This is a genomic window from Allochromatium warmingii, assembly GCF_900107145.1.
Classification (GTDB): Bacteria; Pseudomonadota; Gammaproteobacteria; order Chromatiales; family Chromatiaceae; genus Thermochromatium; species Thermochromatium warmingii.
The window spans coordinates 15,368-32,918 of record NZ_FNOW01000032.1; the positions used below are offsets into that span (position 1 = coordinate 15,368).

The 17,551-nt window shown below is 56.1% G+C and carries 15 protein-coding genes; 6 read left to right on the forward strand and 9 right to left on the reverse strand.

The genetic code is table 11. From position 1 onward, the window contains the following. The first annotated feature begins 1 nt into the window (after position 1). Positions 2-1,447, forward strand: a complete 1,446-nt coding sequence (locus tag BLW10_RS09925) for a TRAP transporter large permease (protein ID WP_091334365.1) — start codon at positions 2-4, stop codon at positions 1,445-1,447. Positions 1,448-1,495: 48 nt separating this feature from the next. Here BLW10_RS09925 and BLW10_RS09930 read toward each other — a convergent pair whose 3' ends face one another. The 7 genes from BLW10_RS09930 to BLW10_RS09960 form a co-directional block, all read right to left on the reverse strand. Further along, positions 1,496-2,443, reverse strand: coding sequence for an AEC family transporter (locus BLW10_RS09930; RefSeq protein ID WP_091334366.1), 948 nt, complete (start codon positions 2,441-2,443; stop codon positions 1,496-1,498). A 60-nt stretch (positions 2,444-2,503) separates the two neighbouring features. Then, positions 2,504-3,241, reverse strand: coding sequence for an anaerobic ribonucleoside-triphosphate reductase activating protein (locus BLW10_RS09935; RefSeq protein WP_091334367.1), 738 nt, complete (start codon positions 3,239-3,241; stop codon positions 2,504-2,506). A 61-nt stretch (positions 3,242-3,302) separates the two neighbouring features. Beyond that, on the reverse strand, positions 3,303-3,491 hold the full coding sequence (gene nrdD / locus BLW10_RS09940; protein ID WP_091334369.1) for an anaerobic ribonucleoside-triphosphate reductase: 189 nt from the start codon (positions 3,489-3,491) through the stop codon (positions 3,303-3,305). A gap of 131 nt (positions 3,492-3,622) precedes the next feature. Then, entirely contained in the window at positions 3,623-6,619 is a 2,997-nt protein-coding gene (locus tag BLW10_RS09945; protein ID WP_091334371.1) for a ribonucleoside triphosphate reductase, read from the reverse strand. A gap of 340 nt (positions 6,620-6,959) precedes the next feature. Continuing rightward, positions 6,960-8,033, reverse strand: coding sequence for an LbtU family siderophore porin (locus BLW10_RS09950; protein WP_091334373.1), 1,074 nt, complete (start codon positions 8,031-8,033; stop codon positions 6,960-6,962). A gap of 135 nt (positions 8,034-8,168) precedes the next feature. Further along, the gene (locus tag BLW10_RS09955; RefSeq protein ID WP_245709313.1) at positions 8,169-8,645 is read right to left on the reverse strand and encodes a hypothetical protein; all 477 of its coding nucleotides are present in this window, start codon (positions 8,643-8,645) and stop codon (positions 8,169-8,171) included. Positions 8,646-8,653: 8 nt separating this feature from the next. Then, positions 8,654-9,367 carry an SDR family oxidoreductase gene (locus BLW10_RS09960; RefSeq protein ID WP_091334375.1) on the reverse strand — a complete coding sequence of 238 codons (714 nt, stop codon included), beginning with the start codon at positions 9,365-9,367 and terminating at the stop codon, positions 8,654-8,656. A 255-nt stretch (positions 9,368-9,622) separates the two neighbouring features. Here BLW10_RS09960 and lapB point away from each other — a divergent pair, with 255 nt between their 5' ends. From lapB to galU, 3 genes are all read left to right on the forward strand, one after another. Beyond that, a complete protein-coding gene (gene lapB, locus BLW10_RS09965; protein ID WP_091334377.1) occupies positions 9,623-10,795 on the forward strand; it encodes a lipopolysaccharide assembly protein LapB in 1,173 nt (390 codons plus the stop codon). 147 nt (positions 10,796-10,942) lie between these two features. Next, entirely contained in the window at positions 10,943-11,671 is a 729-nt protein-coding gene (pyrF, locus tag BLW10_RS09970; RefSeq protein WP_245709314.1) for an orotidine-5'-phosphate decarboxylase, read from the forward strand. A gap of 4 nt (positions 11,672-11,675) precedes the next feature. Beyond that, positions 11,676-12,548: a UTP--glucose-1-phosphate uridylyltransferase GalU gene (gene galU, locus BLW10_RS09975; RefSeq protein ID WP_091334379.1), complete on the forward strand. Its 873-nt coding sequence runs from the start codon at positions 11,676-11,678 to the stop codon at positions 12,546-12,548. 181 nt (positions 12,549-12,729) lie between these two features. Here the strand turns inward: galU and groL are convergent, their stop codons facing one another. Continuing rightward, entirely contained in the window at positions 12,730-14,361 is a 1,632-nt protein-coding gene (gene groL / locus BLW10_RS09980; RefSeq protein WP_091334381.1) for a chaperonin GroEL, read from the reverse strand. A gap of 57 nt (positions 14,362-14,418) precedes the next feature. Then, positions 14,419-14,706: a co-chaperone GroES gene (locus tag BLW10_RS09985; RefSeq protein WP_091334383.1), complete on the reverse strand. Its 288-nt coding sequence runs from the start codon at positions 14,704-14,706 to the stop codon at positions 14,419-14,421. A gap of 296 nt (positions 14,707-15,002) precedes the next feature. Here BLW10_RS09985 and bioB point away from each other — a divergent pair, with 296 nt between their 5' ends. Further along, complete coding sequence (gene bioB / locus BLW10_RS09990; protein WP_091334385.1) at positions 15,003-16,046, forward strand: biotin synthase BioB; 1,044 nt, start codon at positions 15,003-15,005, stop codon at positions 16,044-16,046. A gap of 10 nt (positions 16,047-16,056) precedes the next feature. Further along, positions 16,057-17,193 (forward strand): 8-amino-7-oxononanoate synthase, encoded by a 1,137-nt coding sequence (bioF, locus tag BLW10_RS09995; protein WP_091334387.1) that lies wholly within the window; start codon positions 16,057-16,059, stop codon positions 17,191-17,193. Positions 17,194-17,551: the final 358 nt, after the last annotated feature.

Sequence of the window (17,551 nt, forward strand, 5' to 3'; positions counted from 1 at the left end):
TATGATTGACTGGCTTGCTGCAAATCTGGCTCCAGTGATGTTTCTTGCGCTGGTGCTATTTTTATTGATTGGCTATCCGGTCGCATTTTCACTCGCTGCTGTCGGAATGCTCTTCGGCTGGATCGGAATTGAATTGGGAATGCTCACGCCGGCGCTTTTGCAAGCTTTACCGGATCGCGTATTCGGCATCATGCGCAATGAAATTTTGCTGGCAGTGCCGTTTTTTACCTTTATGGGCTTGATTTTAGAGCGCAGTGGACTCGCGGAAGAATTGCTCGATACCGTCGGCCAGATTTTCGGCAGTGTGCGCGGTGGGCTGGCGTATGCGGTGATTTTCGTCGGCGCATTGTTGGCAGCAACGACGGGCGTGGTTGCGGCAACAGTGATCGCGATGGGCTTGATTTCGCTGCCGATTATGCTGCGCTATGGCTATCATCCTCGGCTCGCAACCGGCGTGATCGCGGCCAGTGGCACGCTGGCGCAGATCATCCCGCCCTCGCTGGTGCTGATTGTGATGGCCGATGTGTTAGGACGTTCTGTGGGTGAGATGTATCAGGGGGCGCTGTTGCCGGGGCTGATTCTGACCGGATTTTATGCGCTGTATGTGTTCGCGAATACGCTGATTTGGCCAGAACGCGCACCAGCATTGCCGCTGGAAGCGCGGACGCTGCGGGGTCGTGCGTTGGCGCGGCGTGTGGTGTTGGCGCTGCTACCGCCGTTGGTGCTGATTTTTCTGGTCTTGGGGACGATCTTTATCGGCTGGGCGACGCCCACAGAAGGCGGTGCAATGGGGGCAGTCGGGGCGTTGCTGTTGGCGGCATTCAAAGGTCGGCTCAAGCGCACCATGCTCACTGAATCAATGGCGTCAACTGCACGTATTACCAGCTTTGTGATTTTTATTTTGATCGGCGCGAGTGTTTTTAGTCTGACTTTTCGTGCCGTTGATGGTGATTTATGGGTTGAGCATCTTTTGACCGCTTTACCAGGCGGGGCGCTTGGCTTTTTGATTTTCGTGAATGCGCTGGTTTTTGTGCTGGCATTTTTTCTCGATTTTTTTGAGATCGCTTTTATTATTCTGCCATTACTTGCGCCAGTAGCGGCAAAACTCGGCATTGATTTAGTCTGGTTTGGGGTGTTAATTGGCGTTAATATGCAAACCAGCTTTATGCACCCGCCGTTTGGCTTTGCGCTCTTTTATTTGCGCTCCGTTGCGCCAGCGTCGGTGCGCACAACCGATCTGTATTGGGGGGCGGTGCCCTTTTTGGGGATTCAAGTCTTGATGGTGACGCTGATTATTGCGTTTCCGCAATTAGTTAATTGGGGCTTGGATCGGTCGCCAATTGTGACCGCGCCGACTGAAATCGTGCTACCGGAATCAGGTGGATCGAGTTTGCTCGATAGCGGTGATTTTGATGGGATGTTCGGGCCGCCGCCGCGCACGGAATAACGCTCGGATCAATCGCGCCGATCAATTGCGTGGTGTGTTCAGATTGAATTAACGCACCACGCCAATTCCCCACAGCCACAGCCCCAGATTCAGCGTCACAAAGGCTAATAATGTTGTGAGCACCAGCGCGGTTGCGGGGATTTCACCCTGACCATAGCGTTGCGCAATCAACGGAAAGATTGTGACCATCGGCAATCCGGCCAAAATCAGCGCCGCTTGACCGAGGGTTGGATCGAGCGTCGGCACCAGCAGCAATAGACCAAACATCACCAGCGGATGCAGCACCAGCTTACCGGCCGCAATCGCCGTCGCTGCGCCGAGTGCCCCGCGCATCCGCTGGCCGGCCAGACTGCCGCCGATGGCAAACAGCGCCACCACCGCCGCCGAGCCAGCCAGTAACGCAATGGTGCGATCCAGCGCCAGCGGCAGCCGCCAATCGAGCGCGGCAAACAGCAGCCCCGCGCCAATAGCCAGCAGAATCGGATTCGTCCCCACAGTGCGGAGCACGCGCCCCAGTGTCCGCAGGATGTTGTCGCGGCCGCGCTCACGGTGAAACTCGGTCAGCATCAGCGTCAGCGGCAGAATCAGCAGCACTTCGGTCAGAATCGCCATCACCACCGCAATCAGCGCCGCATCGCCCAGCAACTGCGCCACCAGCGGATAGCCGATATAGCTGCTGTTCGACATCGACAGCCCCATGCCAAAAAAGGCGTTATCGAGTGGCGAAGTGCGCCGCACCAGCGATGCGACTGCTACGCCGATACCATAGGTGAGCAGTGAGGCACTGACATAAACGAGCAGAAAATCCGGCACCACAATGCTGTCAAGCGAGCGTTTAGAGAGCGTGTCAAATAGCAGCGCGGGCAGGGCAAACAGCAGTACGTAGCGGCTCATGGCGACCGCGCCTTCGCGGGGCATCCACGCTTGACGCACCGCGACAAAGCCCAGTGCGATGAGCAGAAAAATCGGAGCGGTGATGGCGAGGATGGCGAGCACGGCGGATGTCCTCAGGGTGGCGCGGAAGCCGAACGCGGCGGTTCGTGCCAAGCGTCGGCGTTACAGTCCGCGAATCTCAAGACGCTCAAAACACGACGCATCAACCGCTGTCACCAGCTCGCGTGGTGTGACGGCATAGCTGGGCAGCTTCGGATCTAGTGCCCGCTGGGTTGCACAGACTTGCAACGCATAGTGTTGCACACCATGAGCGGCCAGCTCGTGGCTCAATGTACGCAGATAATCCGGCGTCCAATCGGGCATCAGCGTGGTGCGAACTTCGAGCTTAACCCCAGATGCGACTAATAGCGCCAGACTTGCCCACGCCTGTTCGCCCGAATGTGGCCCGCCAGTGAGTGCCGGATACTCTTCGGGCAGGGCTTTAATATCCAGTCCGATCCAATCAATCAGCGGCAGTAGCTGATGCAGGCGCTCAGGATATGCGCCATTAGTATGCAGCCCGATTTTGTAGCCCAGCACGCGCAGCTCGATCATGGCCGCGCCAAGCGCCGTTTGCAGCGTCGGCTCGCCACCGCTAAACACCACCGCATCGAGTAAACCGACGCGCTGGCGCAAAAAAGCGTGAAGATCGGCCCAAGCGATCAACTGTTCGCTGGCAGCCGCTTCAAGCAGATCGCCGTTTTGACAATAACGACAGCGCCATGCACAGCCTTGACAAAAGACTACGGCGGCCAGTTCACCCGGATAATCAATGGTCGTCAGGCGCGTCAAGCCGCCGATTCGCAGCCGGTCGGCAATCTGAAGCGAATCGGGCGCGGCAGTGGGGATGCGGTCAAGCATAGGAACGGGTCAGAGCGGGATAATCCAGCCGTCACGCAGACGGCTCGGAACAGGTCGCAGCTCAGGCCGCGACGCGCTGATCTTGCTGGCGCAGTGAACCGCGTGGTTGCTCACTGAAATAGCACCGCTCGGCATGTTCGGCCTGCTTGCCAACATTAAAGGCCGCAACGGGACGGTGATAGCCCATGACGCGAGTCCACACTTCGCAGGGTGTCCGGTCTTCGGTTTTGAGTTCGAGGGTGTCGTTCATTTGCGCATTCTCCTTGACTTCGATGCGTCTTGATGATCGCTCGCCGCGCTGGGGCGACGAGTCGCGGGCCGTGAGCTAGGGCAAGATCGCTTTAAAAAACGGTCGCCGCCAGCCGTTCGGGTTCGGTGTAATTAGTTCAACAGCGGTGGCTGGCAGTCGGCACTTGCGCACTGTGCTTGGCGCTTACGCGCAATCAGCTCTTGATCGCAGATTGGGCAAAATTGATGCTCACCGGCGATATAGCCATGTTTGGGACAGATGGAGAACACCGGCGTGATCGTGATATAGGGCAGGCGGAAATTCTCCAGCGCCCGCCGCACCAGCCGCTTACAGGCTTCAGTCGAAGAAATCTGCTCGCTCATATATAGATGCAGCACCGTGCCGCCGGTGTACTTGCTCTGAAGCGTCTCCTGCATCGCCAACGCCTCGAACGGATCGTCGGTGTAGCCAACCGGCAACTGCGAGCTATTCGTGTAATAAGGCGTTTCGTGCGTGCCCGCTTGGAGCATGTTAGGAAAGCGTTTTTGATCCTCACGCGCAAAGCGATAGGTCGTCCCTTCAGCCGGCGTTGCTTCCAAGTTATACAAATTGCCCGTCATCTCTTGGAACTCGACCATCCGTACCCGCACACGGTCGAGCAGTCGGCAGGCGAGATCGTGACCTTTGGGCGTTGTAATATCCTCAGCATCGCGGGTGAAATTGCGGATCATCTCATTGATACCATTGACGCCGATGGTCGAGAAATGATTACGCAAGGTGCCTAAATAACGTTTGGTATAGGGAAATAATCCAGCATCCATGTGGCGCTGAATGACTTTGCGTTTAATTTCCAAGCTATTGCGAGCGATGTCGAGCAATTCATCTAATCGCGCCATCAAACCGGCTTCATCACCGCGATGGGTATAACCCAAGCGGGCGCAATTGATCGTCACCACGCCTAATGATCCAGTTTGTTCGGCTGAACCGAATAAACCATTGCCGCGTTTCAATAATTCTGAAACATCTAATCGCAAGCGACAGCACATAGAGCGTACCATATGCGGTTCCATATCGGAGGATATAAAATTGGAAAAATAGGGAAGTCCAAACTTTGCCGTCATTTTAAACAGATGGTTTATATTTTCACTTTCCCAGGGAAAGTGATCGGTAATATTATAGGTTGGAATTGGAAACGTAAACACGCGCCCCTTCGCATCGCCTTCAGTCATTACTTCAATATAGGCGCGATTGATCATATCCATTTCGGCTTGCAGCTCGCCATAGGTAAATGGCTGCTCAACACCGCCAATAATCGGCACTTGCTCGCGCAAATCGTCTGGGCAAACCCAATCGAAGGTTAAATTTGTAAATGGTGTATTCCCAGTAATAAAAGTCTTGCCGCGCCGACGCGCAACAAAGGTGCCGTTGCGTGTGGTCGGACACCAGACTTTACCTTGATAGGGTTTGCGCTCAATCAGTTGAATATAGGTCTCACGATTGCGCACAATATTCAGCACATGCACGCCTGAATCTTTGCGCGTGTGTATCGTGCTGCCATAACCGGCAAGCGCACATAATTCTTGTAGCGCATCGAGAGTATCACGATCTTTAGTATCAATTCGTGCGTGTCCATTTTCTTCAATATGCCCATCACCTTTTATATAGGTTTCAAGGAACAAGCGGATTTGACGCGCTGAGAGCGTGCGAATCATATCAGGGACGCATTTGCGCTCTAAATAGCCGAGCACAAATTCGCTTGCGTCTTGACGCAAACCATAGCGATAAATTGGAGCATTTGCATCAGTGCCAGTGCGCTCATGACGATCCCAGCTTAATCCTAGCTCATGCAGCAACCATTCAATCTCTGCCGCATGTTCTGCATTGCCAAGCGATGACAACAAATGAATACGCGCTTGGCCATTGCTGACATCAACGTGACCTTCAGCAACAATCCAAGCCAGCAACATGACAAGCTTGTCGTCGATTTCAGATTCAGACGACGTTTCCCACGCATTAGGAATAATAACAGGGGATTTTAATGCGGCGACCTGCTCAATCTCTTCAAGTACCCAGTGATTGTCACTGTTGAATACCTTGCGCACCACTTTATGACGCGGTGTAATCCATTGTTCTTGCGTGCGATTACGCAATACATACATATCGCCATCAAAGTCATAAGCAGTAATCGCTAATGGCTCCAAATATTCCAGCCGATTATTGCGATAATCAAAGGTTGCGATCTTTTCGCCGGGTTGAATCTGGTCATAACGCTTCCAGCCGTGTTCAGTTAAACATTCGGTTTCAGCATCAACGCATTGCGTTCCCCAGCGTGACGGCACATTCAGGTTATAAATCAATTCCTGAATATATTGCTTGACCTGTTTATAGGGCAGCTTATCAACACGCACATAGGGTGCCATATAGGTGTCAAAGCTGGAAAACGCCTGTGCGCCCGCCCATTCATTTTGTAGCGTGCCGAGAAAATTGACGATCTGCCCAATCGCCGAAGACATATGTTTCGGTGGCGCGGCCTCGACTTTACCCGGCACGCCATTGAGTCCTTCATAGAGCAGGGTGCGCAATGACCAACCAGCGCAATAGCCAGAGAGCATATCTAAATCATGGATATGCAAATCACCTTCGCGGTGTGCGGTGCCGATTTCGGGCGGATAAACATGATTGAGCCAATAATTGGCGATCATTTTGCCAGATGTATTAAGAATCAGCCCACCGAGCGAATAGCCTTGATTGGCATTCGCGGCAACACGCCAATCCGAGCGGTCGAGATATTCATTGATCGAACTGCCAACATCGACCACCGTGCGGCTATCAGTGCGCAATTTTTTACGTTGCTCACGATAAATAATATAGGCCCGCGCTGTTTCAAAATGATTCGCTGCAATTAGCGTTTGTTCGACAATGTCTTGAATATTTTCAATATCCGGCAGCCGCCCATCGCTAAACCGATGCGCCAGCACCTTGATCGCCTGCGCTGTCAACAAACTGGCTTCAGCGGTTCCAAACTCGCCGCTGGCTTGACCGGCCCGCCGGATCGCCGATTCGATCTTGCTGGCATCAAAACGCACATCCTGCCCGTCGCGCTTGAGCACGCGGCTCGGTGGGGTTGGGGAGTGCAGGTGATGGGTCATCGTCGGTCTCAGTTGTTACTTGGTTGTTGCAAGGTGTCGCGAAGCGGGCGCTGCCGATTCGGGGGTCGCCGGGCGCTTTTCGTTCTAAATCAGACCCTTTGCGAGTAGCCGGAACGCAAAGCGCCCGCGGGTGCGGGCACAAGATGTAGTGTGAAAAAAGTATAACGCTAACCAGATGCTGTGGCTAGTGCCAATTCGCATTGCAATCGCACGATGTCAGTGTAGGTGCGTGGAAGGTACTGTATGGGCGTCAGTTTTTCGCTGTTTTCACAGGATGAAATCGATCTGAAGGCGGCGATGCGGTCAGCGCGTGACCGCATCGTCGTCGAGATGATGACGGCTAAAATTCGACCGCTAACTGCGCGGTGACGGTGTTCGCCGACTGCCCTGAGCCGCCGTCGCGGGTGGCGTAATCGCGGTCATGCGCCCATTCCAATCCCAGCGCGGTGCCCTCAAAAAGTGTAATCGACCAGCCCAGCGCCCAGCGTTCTTCGGGCAGTTCGAGCGCCAGCGCCTCGCGGGTGCCTTGATAGGCAACAGCAATGCCCGATTCGCGCCCAAAGAGGCTGAAGCGATAACCGGCTTCGAGATTCCACGCCGCCGGACGTGCGCCCTGCGTGCCGAAAGCGAGGCTAGTGGGGTCGAAGTCCTCGGCGGCAGTGAGATATTCGCCGATCAGCGTCAAACCACCGAAACGTGCTCCGGCCTGTGCTGTCCAGCCGCCGGTGCGCTCGCTCGGATCGCTGCTCACCGTTGGATCGAACGCATTGGCGCTGACACGATTTGCTGCAATGGTTTCTTGTAGTGTGTCCGATTCGCCGAGATCGTTGAGATAGCCGACGCTCGCTGACCAAGCGCGATCAGCTTGTTCGTGGGCAAAACCGAGCGTTGCGCCCCAGCTTGCAACCCGATCTCGACCGTCAACATTATGATCGCCATTGAACACGTAAACGCTACCAGCGAAGCCCTGTTGCTCAAAACCAAGTTGCAATGCAGTCTCACGGGTCTCGCCGAGTTCGAGCGTCAACGGATCTGAAACCAAGTTGCTATCGTACACACCAAACGGCACGTAGAGTTGACCGGCAGTGAGAAACAGCGGCGAGACGGCGGCGTTAGCCAGCGTGACAAAGGCGGTATCGACTTCGAGATCAGTTACATCCTGTTCATAAAGAAACGTGATGCCCGCTTCAACCCAAGCGTGAACTTTGGAACGTATCCCTAATTCGGCGGTGGCGAGCACGAGGTCGCTGGTACTTGGGTCGTTTTCTGGTGCGATATAGCTGGTTTCGACTTCGATCAGGCCGGTCATTTCGAGGTTTTGATACCAAGCTGGCGCTGCTTCAGCGTCACTGGCTTGAATGGCGTGAGCCGTCAGTGTGAGGGCGATAGCAGTGGCGAGGGCGGATGGTTTCACGGGCGCTGCTCCGAATGATTTTGGGACATAAATAAGAATGGTTGTTATTTATATGCCAAAAAACCGGCGGCTGTAAAGCACCACGCCCGCATCTGCCGAACACGAATCGGCAGATGCTGCGGTGCAAGATGTGTGTTAGGGCAAGCGGCGAATCGCTTCGAGTGCGGTGTCATAGCGTTGACGCAAGGTGTCGGGCAGCGGCGAGGTTTTAGCGCCTGCACAGCCGCCGACGGCTTGCAATTGCTCGATAAAGTCGCGTTCGAGGCGTTCTTGTGTGCGGCGATAACTGCGTTCGGGGAAAAAATCGTCTTGAACGCTGAGAATCGTCAGACGCAGTTTGCTGACGATGAGTTTGTTGAGATTTTCGGTGCGCCGTCCCGAGCCGTCGCTCCGACAGCGGGCGTGATAGGCGTCGAGTTCGACGGCGGCGGTGACCGCTTCCACAAGTTGCGCTTGGATGGCGGCATCGAGTTCTGGTCGCGCCAGCGCACCGGGCAGCGTTAGCAGTCCGGCGATGAGCGCGAGCCAAAGATGCGGTTGATTCATGCGCGGTCGGTGCGTCGTCATAGTCGGCACGGTTGCGGTTTGGGTGTGGTCAGCGTGATCTAGCACGATCTGTCTCAACTGCGTCCGTAAACGGGAATGGCCGCGCCCGTGATGCCGCGAGCACGATCTGATAGCAAAAATACGATGACATCGGCCAGCGCCTCTAAGCTCACCCAAGTCGCGGGATCGCTATCGGGCATGGCGGCGCGATTTTCGGGGGTGTCGAGCGTACCCGGGAGGACGCAGTTAGCGCGAATGCCGCTGGCTTTGAGTTCATCGGCAAGCGTTTCGGTGAGCGTGATGACCGCTGCTTTTGCGACACAATACGGCCCCAGATGGCCGATACCGCGTGTTGCCGCTCGCGCCGCGATGTTGACGAGACTGCCGTGACCGGTTGTGAGGAGATGCGGCACTACGGCGCGGGCGATGTGAAAGGCACTGCGGGCGTTGAGGTCGAGCATTGCGTTCCAAGCGGTGTCGGTCGTGTCTTGAATGGCTGGCCCCATGCTAAAGCCGCCGACGAGATTGGCAACGCCATGTAGGGCGCCGAATCGCTCGACAATTTGCTGCACGAGCGCGGTGACCTGTGCGGCGTCGAGCAGGTCGGCAGCGAGTGCGATGGATTCTACGTTCGCTGGGAGTGTCGCTTGCAGGCGGGTAAGCGCGGCGGGATCGCGTCCGGTGAGCGCCAGGCGTGCGCCCTGTGCGGCGCAGGCCTGGGCGGTGGCGGCACCGAGATTGCCGGAAGCGCCGGTGATGAGAATGGTGCGAGCGTGCAAATCAGACATGGCGATGAATCCTGATGGAATGAGATGAAAACAGTACGGGTTTGTGCCGTTGCGGATACGTACGGGCGTGACTATTTCTTGGCCGCTGAAAACGCTGAAAAACGCTGAAAGCTCAAAGTTGCATGACAAGTCCCCAAGTCATGCGAGCTGTGGCGCTTATCTGTATGATTGGGGCCACTTTCACGCCGAAAAACCGCACAGCTTAGTCTGTGCGCAACGGGCGACTTACCGGGTGCAGCGTTTCGCGCAAGACTGATGATTGAATTATTGTTTTTGCTCTTGCCGGTTGCAGCGGCCTCGGGATGGTGGCTGGCGCAGCGTGATGCGCGTCGTATACGTCCGCCGCGTCCGTCGGCGCATCCCGATTTTCTGCGCGGCCTGAATTATTTGCTCGAAGAACAACCGGATAAAGCACTCGATCTGTTTTTGCATCTGGCTGAGGTCGATAACGAAACGGCCGAAACCCATCTGGCGCTCGGTAGTTTGTTTCGGCGACGCGGCGAAGTCGATCGTGCGATTCGGCTGCATCAAAATTTGGTCGAGCGGGCGCAGTTGAGTCCCGATTTGCGCGGCAGTGCGCTGTTTGAGCTGGGACAGGATTACATGAGCGCCGGTCTGCTGGATCGCGCTGAGATGTTATTTGAGGAATTATCCGCGTTGAGCGCACACAGTCAGCGGGCACTGCACGCCCTGCGCGATCTGTATCAGCGCGAGCGCGATTGGCGGCGCTGTTTGGAAGTGGCCGCGCAACTGCAAGCTCTGAGCGGTCAGCAGTTAGCAGCGGAGATCGCGCATTATCATTGTGAATTAGCCGAAGAAGCGCGGCGGCGGCAGGATGTGACCGCAGCGCGGGAACAACTACGGCAGGCGCGACAACTCGAAGCGCATTGTGTGCGAGCGACCCTGCTCGAAGGGTTTATGGCGCTCGAAGCCGATGAGGTGGCGACCGCAGCGGCGTTGTTTGAGCGCGTCGCAGCGCGAGGCGCGACCTATATTCCAGAGATTTTGCCGGCGCTGATTGAATCGCTGGAACGACTGGGCGCGGATGTGATCGCGCCGCTGGAAGCTTTGGCCGCGACACATGCCAGCCCACCGCTGTTGCTGGCGCTGAGTGAGCGCATTGAGCAGGCACGCGGTTCCGAAGCGGCGCTCGATTTGCTGGCTGATTATCTGGCGCATTGGGCAGATCTGGCGGTATTAGAGCGGTTTTTAGCACTGCGGGCGCAGGCGTCCGATCCGGATGGGCGAGCGCATCGCTATGCGCGGGTGGCGCTGGGTGTGGCGCGACATTTATTGCAACGTCAGGTTATTTATCAATGCGAGCATTGCGGATTTCAGGCGCGGGCGCTGCATTGGCAATGCCCGAGTTGTCGTCATTGGGGAACTGTAGTTGCGGTGCTTCCAGATGCGATTCAGCCGTCAGCGTGAGTGATAAAAAATAAAAAAACAAGACAGGATGAACAAGATTTTTCAGAATGAACAGGATGATTTTTTTAAATTATCTTAATCCTGCTCATTCTGAAGCATCCTGTTAATCCTGTCTCAATTCCGATTTAAACAGACCAGCGCAATTCCGTGACACAGATTCAATCAATTCAACCCATTAAACCGATTATCGTCGCCCTCGATTTTGCCAGTGACGCCTCGGCATTCACACTGGCTGAACAGCTCGATCCGGCGCGGTGTCGGCTCAAAGTCGGCAAAGAATTATTCACCCGCTTCGGGCCAGCCTGCGTTGAGCAGCTTCAGCGGCTCGGCTTTGAGGTGTTTCTTGACCTCAAATTCCACGACATCCCCAACACGGTCGCCGCCGCCTGTGCCGCCGCTGCCGATCTCGGCGTGTGGATGGTGAATGTACACGTTTCGGGCGGTCGCGCCATGCTCGAAGCGGCGCGTGATCGTCTGAATCAGTGTACACATCCGCCGTTGCTGATCGGTGTCACCGTGCTGACCAGCCTTGACCGCGCTGATCTCGCGGCTATCGGCTGCGCGGGTGAGCCGCATGAGCGCGTGTTCGCGTTGGCGCAGTTGGCGCACACTACTGGGCTGGATGGCATTGTCTGTTCGCCGCATGAAGCCGCGTCCGTGCGTGCCGGACTCGGGCCAAACTTCCGGCTCGTCACTCCGGGCGTGCGTCCAGCGGGCGCGGCGCTCGGCGATCAAAAACGGGTGATGACACCCGCTGAAGCATTAGCGGCGGGTGCGGATTATTTAGTGATCGGGCGTCCGATCACGCAAGCGACTGATCCGCTGTCGGCGCTCGACGCGATCAATCAATCCTGTCTGAATTGTCTGGAGAATTGAATACATGGCCAAAGTACGTAAAGCGGTGTTTCCGGTCGCCGGCATGGGCACCCGCTTTTTACCCGCGACCAAAGCCAGCCCCAAAGAAATGCTGCCGATTGTCGATAAACCTTTAATTCAATACGCTGCTGAAGAAGCAGAAACTGGTGGCGCAGATCAATTAGTATTTATCACCGGTCGCAATAAACGCTCAATTGAAGATCATTTTGATACCGCCTATGAGCTGGAATCAGAATTAGAACGCGCTGGCAAAGATCAGCTACTTGAAATTGTGCGCCGGGTATTGCCTGGTTCAGCGTCCTGCATTTATGTGCGCCAAGCGGTGGCACTCGGTTTAGGTCATGCCGTGCTCTGCGCCAAGCCGGTAGTGGGCGACGAGCCATTTGCGGTGCTTTTGGCTGATGATTTAATCCGCTCGCCTGGAAAGGGTGTGGTTGCGCAGATGGCTGATGTTCATGCGCGTCACGGTTGCAGCGTGCTAAGTGTGCAGGAAGTGCCACGCGAAGAGACGAATAAATACGGCATTGTTCAGGTTGAGACCGATGCCGATGGCACGATGCGCGTGGTGTCCATTGTCGAAAAGCCGAATCCAGCCGATGCGCCGTCGAATTTAGCCGTCGTTGGGCGCTATTTGCTCACCCCGCGTATTTTCGACAAGCTCGAACAGACCGGTAAGGGTGCAGGCGGTGAAATTCAATTGACCGATGGTATTTCCGATCTGCTTAAAGATGAGCCGGTCATTGCCTATCCATTTGAAGGCAAACGCTATGATTGCGGTAGCAAGCTCGGCTATTTAGAAGCAACGGTTGAATATGCGTTGACGCATCCAGAACTCGGCGAACGGTTTGCCGCCTATTTGCGGGCGTTGTCGGTGTAAAGTTTAAGCAAATGACTGGTCACGAAGTGAGGGCTTTGTGACCAGTAAATTAAATCGATAAGGTTATTAAACCCCTATTTTTCTGCACAGAACACAACATAAAAAAACCCAACCAAGCACTCAAACTTGACTGGGTTTTTAAGACGATCCGCCCCGCCTACGCGAAGCGATTTAATCCGCCTCAGTAATCCATATCATCCATGCCGCCAGCTGGAGCGGCTGATGCCTTATCCTGCTTCGGCTCATCGGCGATCATCGCCTCAGTGGTAATCATCAGACCGGCCACCGAGCAAGCATTTTGCAGCGCCGAGCGCGTCACCTTCGTCGGATCGAGGACGCCCATCGTCATCATGTCACCGAATTCACCGTTCGCGGCGTTGTAGCCGAAGCTGCCGGAACCATCAGCGACTTTATTTAGAATCACCGACGGTTCTTCACCGGCATTGGCGACGATCTGACGCAGCGGCTCTTCCATCGCCCGCCGCGCAATACCGATACCAACGGTTTGATCGTCGTTTGCACCCTGAAGATTCTTGATTGCGGTGAGCGCCCGCACCAGCGCCACACCGCCGCCGGGTACGATGCCTTCTTCGACCGCCGCCCGTGTTGCGTGTAGCGCATCTTCGACGCGCATTTTCTTTTCTTTCATCTCGATTTCAGTGGCCGCGCCGACCTTAATCACGGCCACGCCACCGGCAAGCTTGGCCAGTCGCTCTTGCAGCTTTTCGCGGTCGTAATCGGAGGTGGTTTCCTCGATCTGTGCGCGAATTTGCTCGCAACGCGCTTTGATGTCCGCATGTGCGCCCGCGCCGTCGATGATGGTGGTGTCATCTTTGGCAACTTGGACGCGCTTGGCGGTGCCCAGCTCGTTGAGCGTGGCTTTTTCCAGCGACAAGCCGACTTCTTCAGCAATCACGGTCGCGCCAGTCAGCACGGCGATGTCTTGCAGCATTGCTTTGCGGCGATCCCCAAAACCCGGCGCTTTGACCGCGCACACTTTGAGAATACCACGCAGATTGTTGACCACCAGCGTCGCGAGGGCTTCGCCTTCGATATCTTCGGCGATAATCAGCAGCGGCTTACCGGCCTTCGCGACGCCTTCGAGCACCGGCAGCAGCTCGCGGATGTTAGAAATCTTTTTGTCATAGAGCAGGATGAACGGATCATCTAGCTCCGTTTTTTGGCTTTGCTGATTGTTGATGAAGTAGGGCGAGAGATAGCCGCGGTCGAACTGCATCCCCTCGACTAGATCGAGTTCGTTATGCAGTGATTTGCCTTCTTCGACCGTGATGACGCCTTCTTTGCCAACCTTTTCCATCGCTTCCGCGATGATCTCGCCAATCGACTCATCCGAATTGGCCGAGATGGTGCCAACCTGCGCGATCTCTTTATTCGTTGAGCACGGACGTGATAGGGCTTGCAGTTCTTTGATCGCTGCTTCGACGGCCTGATCCATGCCGCGCTTGATGTCCATTGGGTTCATACCCGCAGCGACCGATTTTAAGCCTTCGCGCACCATCGCTTGCGCCAGCACCGTCGCGGTCGTGGTGCCGTCACCGGCGATATCGGAGGTCTTGGACGCGACTTCTTTCACCATCTGTGCGCCCATATTTTCGAACTTATCTTTCAGTTCGATGGCTTTGGCGACCGAGACGCCATCTTTGGTCACGGTCGGTGCGCCCCAGGATTTTTCGATCACAACGTTGCGGCCTTTTGGCCCGAGTGTGACTTTGACGGCGTTGGCCAGCACATCAACGCCGCGCAACATGCGGACGCGGGCATTTTCACTGAAAAAAATCTGTTTCGCGGTCATTGTGTAATCTGTCTCTCAATGTGGATAGATGTGGGATGGTCGGGAGCGGATGGCGGATTAGACGATGACGCCCATTAGGTCGTCTTCGCGCATGACGAGCAGCTTTTCGTCGCCAACCTTGACTTCGGTGCCAGAATATTTGCCAAACAGCACGCGGTCGCCAACTTTGACATCCAGCGCCCGAATTTCGCCGTTTTCGAGGATTTTACCCTTGCCAACGGCTATCACTTCGCCCTGACTCGGCTTCTCGGTCGCGCTGTCAGGGATCAGGATGCCGCCAGCGGAGGTGCGCTCCTCTTCAGTGCGACGGACAACGACACGATCATGTAATGGACGCAGGTTCATAACGCTTGGATTTCCTGTGCAAACAGAGGGTTGATGTTATTAGCACTCTTTCTGAGTGAGTGCTAACACTGTAATCGCAAAACGGGCGATGTCAAGAGGGGGGCGGGTGTGTCAGTTTTTTCGCCGCTGAAAGCGCGGAATTACGCAGAAAAAATCTTTGGTCTTTTCGTGACGAAGCGCCAGCTTTGTCACGTCTCGCTGGAAGCCCACTTGTCAACTTCTTATGCCCAAATCAGTTGACAACCCAGTCAGCCCGCTTAAAGTGACGGCTTTTGCGCCTGACTGGTTTGCCGCTTATGTCATCCACTATCGTTGTTCTGTCTCCACCAGCATCTGCTCTGCGTCACGATTGGTCGCTTGCCGAGATCGAAGCGATCCTCGATCAGCCGTTCAACGATTTGCTCTTCGCTGCGCAGAGCCTACATCGCGCCCACTTTGATCCGAACTGCATTCAGGTCAGCACGCTCTTGAGCATTAAGACCGGAGCCTGTCCCGAGGATTGCGGCTATTGCGGTCAGAGTGCTCATCATGCAACAGCGGTCGAGCCGGAGCGCATTTTGCCGCTCGACACCGTGCTCGATGCCGCCCGCACCGCGCAGGCTCAGGGCGCGACCCGTTTCTGTATGGGCGCAGCTTGGCGCAATCCGACCGACCGTCATCTCGAACAGGTGATCACGATGGTCGAGGCGATTCATGCGCTGGGGATGGAAACCTGTGTCACGCTCGGAATGCTTACGGCAGCACAGGCGCAGCGGCTCAAGGCGGCTGGACTCGATTATTACAATCACAATCTCGATACCTCGCCCGAGTTCTACGGTCAGGTCATCAGCACCCGCACCTATCAAGATCGGCTCGACACGCTCGAACACATCCGCGCCGCCGGACTCAAGACCTGTAGCGGTGGCATCATCGGTATGGGTGAATCGCGCCGTGATCGGGCGTCGATGTTGCAGCAACTGGCTAATCTGTCGGCGCATCCTGAGTCTGTCCCGATCAATCTGCTGGTGCAGGTCGAGGGCACGCCGCTGTTTGGCGTCGCTGCGCTCGATCCGTTTGAGTTCGTGCGCGTGGTCGCCGCAACGCGGATCATCATGCCGCGCTCGAATATCCGGCTCTCCGCTGGTCGCAGTGAAATGAGCGACGAATTGCAGGCACTCTGCTTTTTGGCTGGCGCTAATTCGATCTTTTACGGCGAGCGGTTGTTGACCGCGCCCAATGCCGAATCCAACCGCGACCGGCGGCTGTTCGAGCGGCTGGGCCTGAGTTTTGAGCAGGTCGCCGCCGAGCGCACCGAGCCGGGTGCCTGTCACAAGATCACTGAGCACAAAATCCAGCTCTAAGGCGCAGACAATGGACAATCTGCGCCCGCGTCTCGATGCGCTCCAAGCCCAATCGCTCTATCGTCGTCGCCGCCTTCAGGACGGCCCACAGCAGCCGCAGGCGCGGGTCGATGGGCGGGCGCTGTTGAGTTTTTGCGGCAATGATTATCTCGGGTTGGCCAATCATCCCGACGTGATCGCCGCGCTGCGCGATGGGGCGCAACGCTGGGGCGTGGGTAGTGGCGCGGCGCATCTGGTCAATGGTCACAGTCGGGCGCATCAGGCGCTCGAAGAGGCGCTCGCCGAGTTTACGGGCCGTCCGCGTGCGCTGCTGTTTTCGACGGGTTACATGGCCAATCTGGGCGTCATCAGCGCATTGGCCGGACGCCATGACACGGTATTTGAAGATCGCCTCAATCATGCGTCCTTGCTCGACGGCGCGTTGCTGGCGCGAGCGCGTCTGCGCCGTTATCCACACGCCGATGCGTCCGCGCTGCACCGCTTGCTCAAGATAGAATCAGCGCGGCTGATTGTCACCGATGGCGTCTTCAGCATGGACGGCGATCTGGCTCCATTGCCCGAATTGGCCGCGCTTGCCCGCGATGCCGGTGCGTGGCTGATGGTCGATGACGCGCACGGACTCGGCGTGCTCGGCCGTGATGGGCGCGGCTCACTCGATCATTTCGGACTTGGTTTCAATGATGTGCCGATTTTGATGGGCACGCTCGGCAAAGCATTCGGCACTTTTGGCGCATTTGTCGCTGGTTCCGAGGAGCTGATTGAGACCTTGATTCAGAGCGCCCGCAGTTACATCTACACCACGGCGACACCGCCCGCGTTGGCGGAAGCGACGCTTGTTAGCCTCGCCATCGCCCGCCGCGAAACTTGGCGACGCGAACGACTTGCTGAATGGATTGAGCGGTTTCGCACCGGCGCGGCACGAATCGGATTGCAATTGATGGATTCATCGACGCCGATTCAGCCAATCATCGTCGGCAGTGCAGCACAAGCATTGGCGTGGAGCGCAGCGTTGGAAGCCGCTGGCTTATTGGTGACAGCGATTCGCCCGCCGACCGTTCCCGAGGGCACCGCACGCCTGCGGGTGACGCTCTCCGCCGCGCACACGGCTGAGGACATTGATCGGCTGCTGGCGGCGCTGGAATTGTGAATAAAATTTGACCGCTTTTTTAAACCGCAAAGGCGCAAAGAACACAAAATACACAAAGAATTTAAATTCTTTGAAAAATTTATTTTTAATTCTGCTTTTTTAAATACTTTAAAAATAAAGTTGTACCTGTTCCGTCCCGTGGGATTATATTCCGAAAAGGAGCTATCCTTTGTTCCAAGCCCGCGAGGCACTGCGCACACTCAGTGATGAGCTGAAGACGACCAAGCGGCGACTGCCGACGACACCATCCGCGACCTGACGGGACATCTAATCATGAATCTGAACCTACATCGCAACGCCCGCACCACGCCCGCGATTCGTCAGGAGCTACGCGAGTCCACGAAGTCAGAGCGCGAAC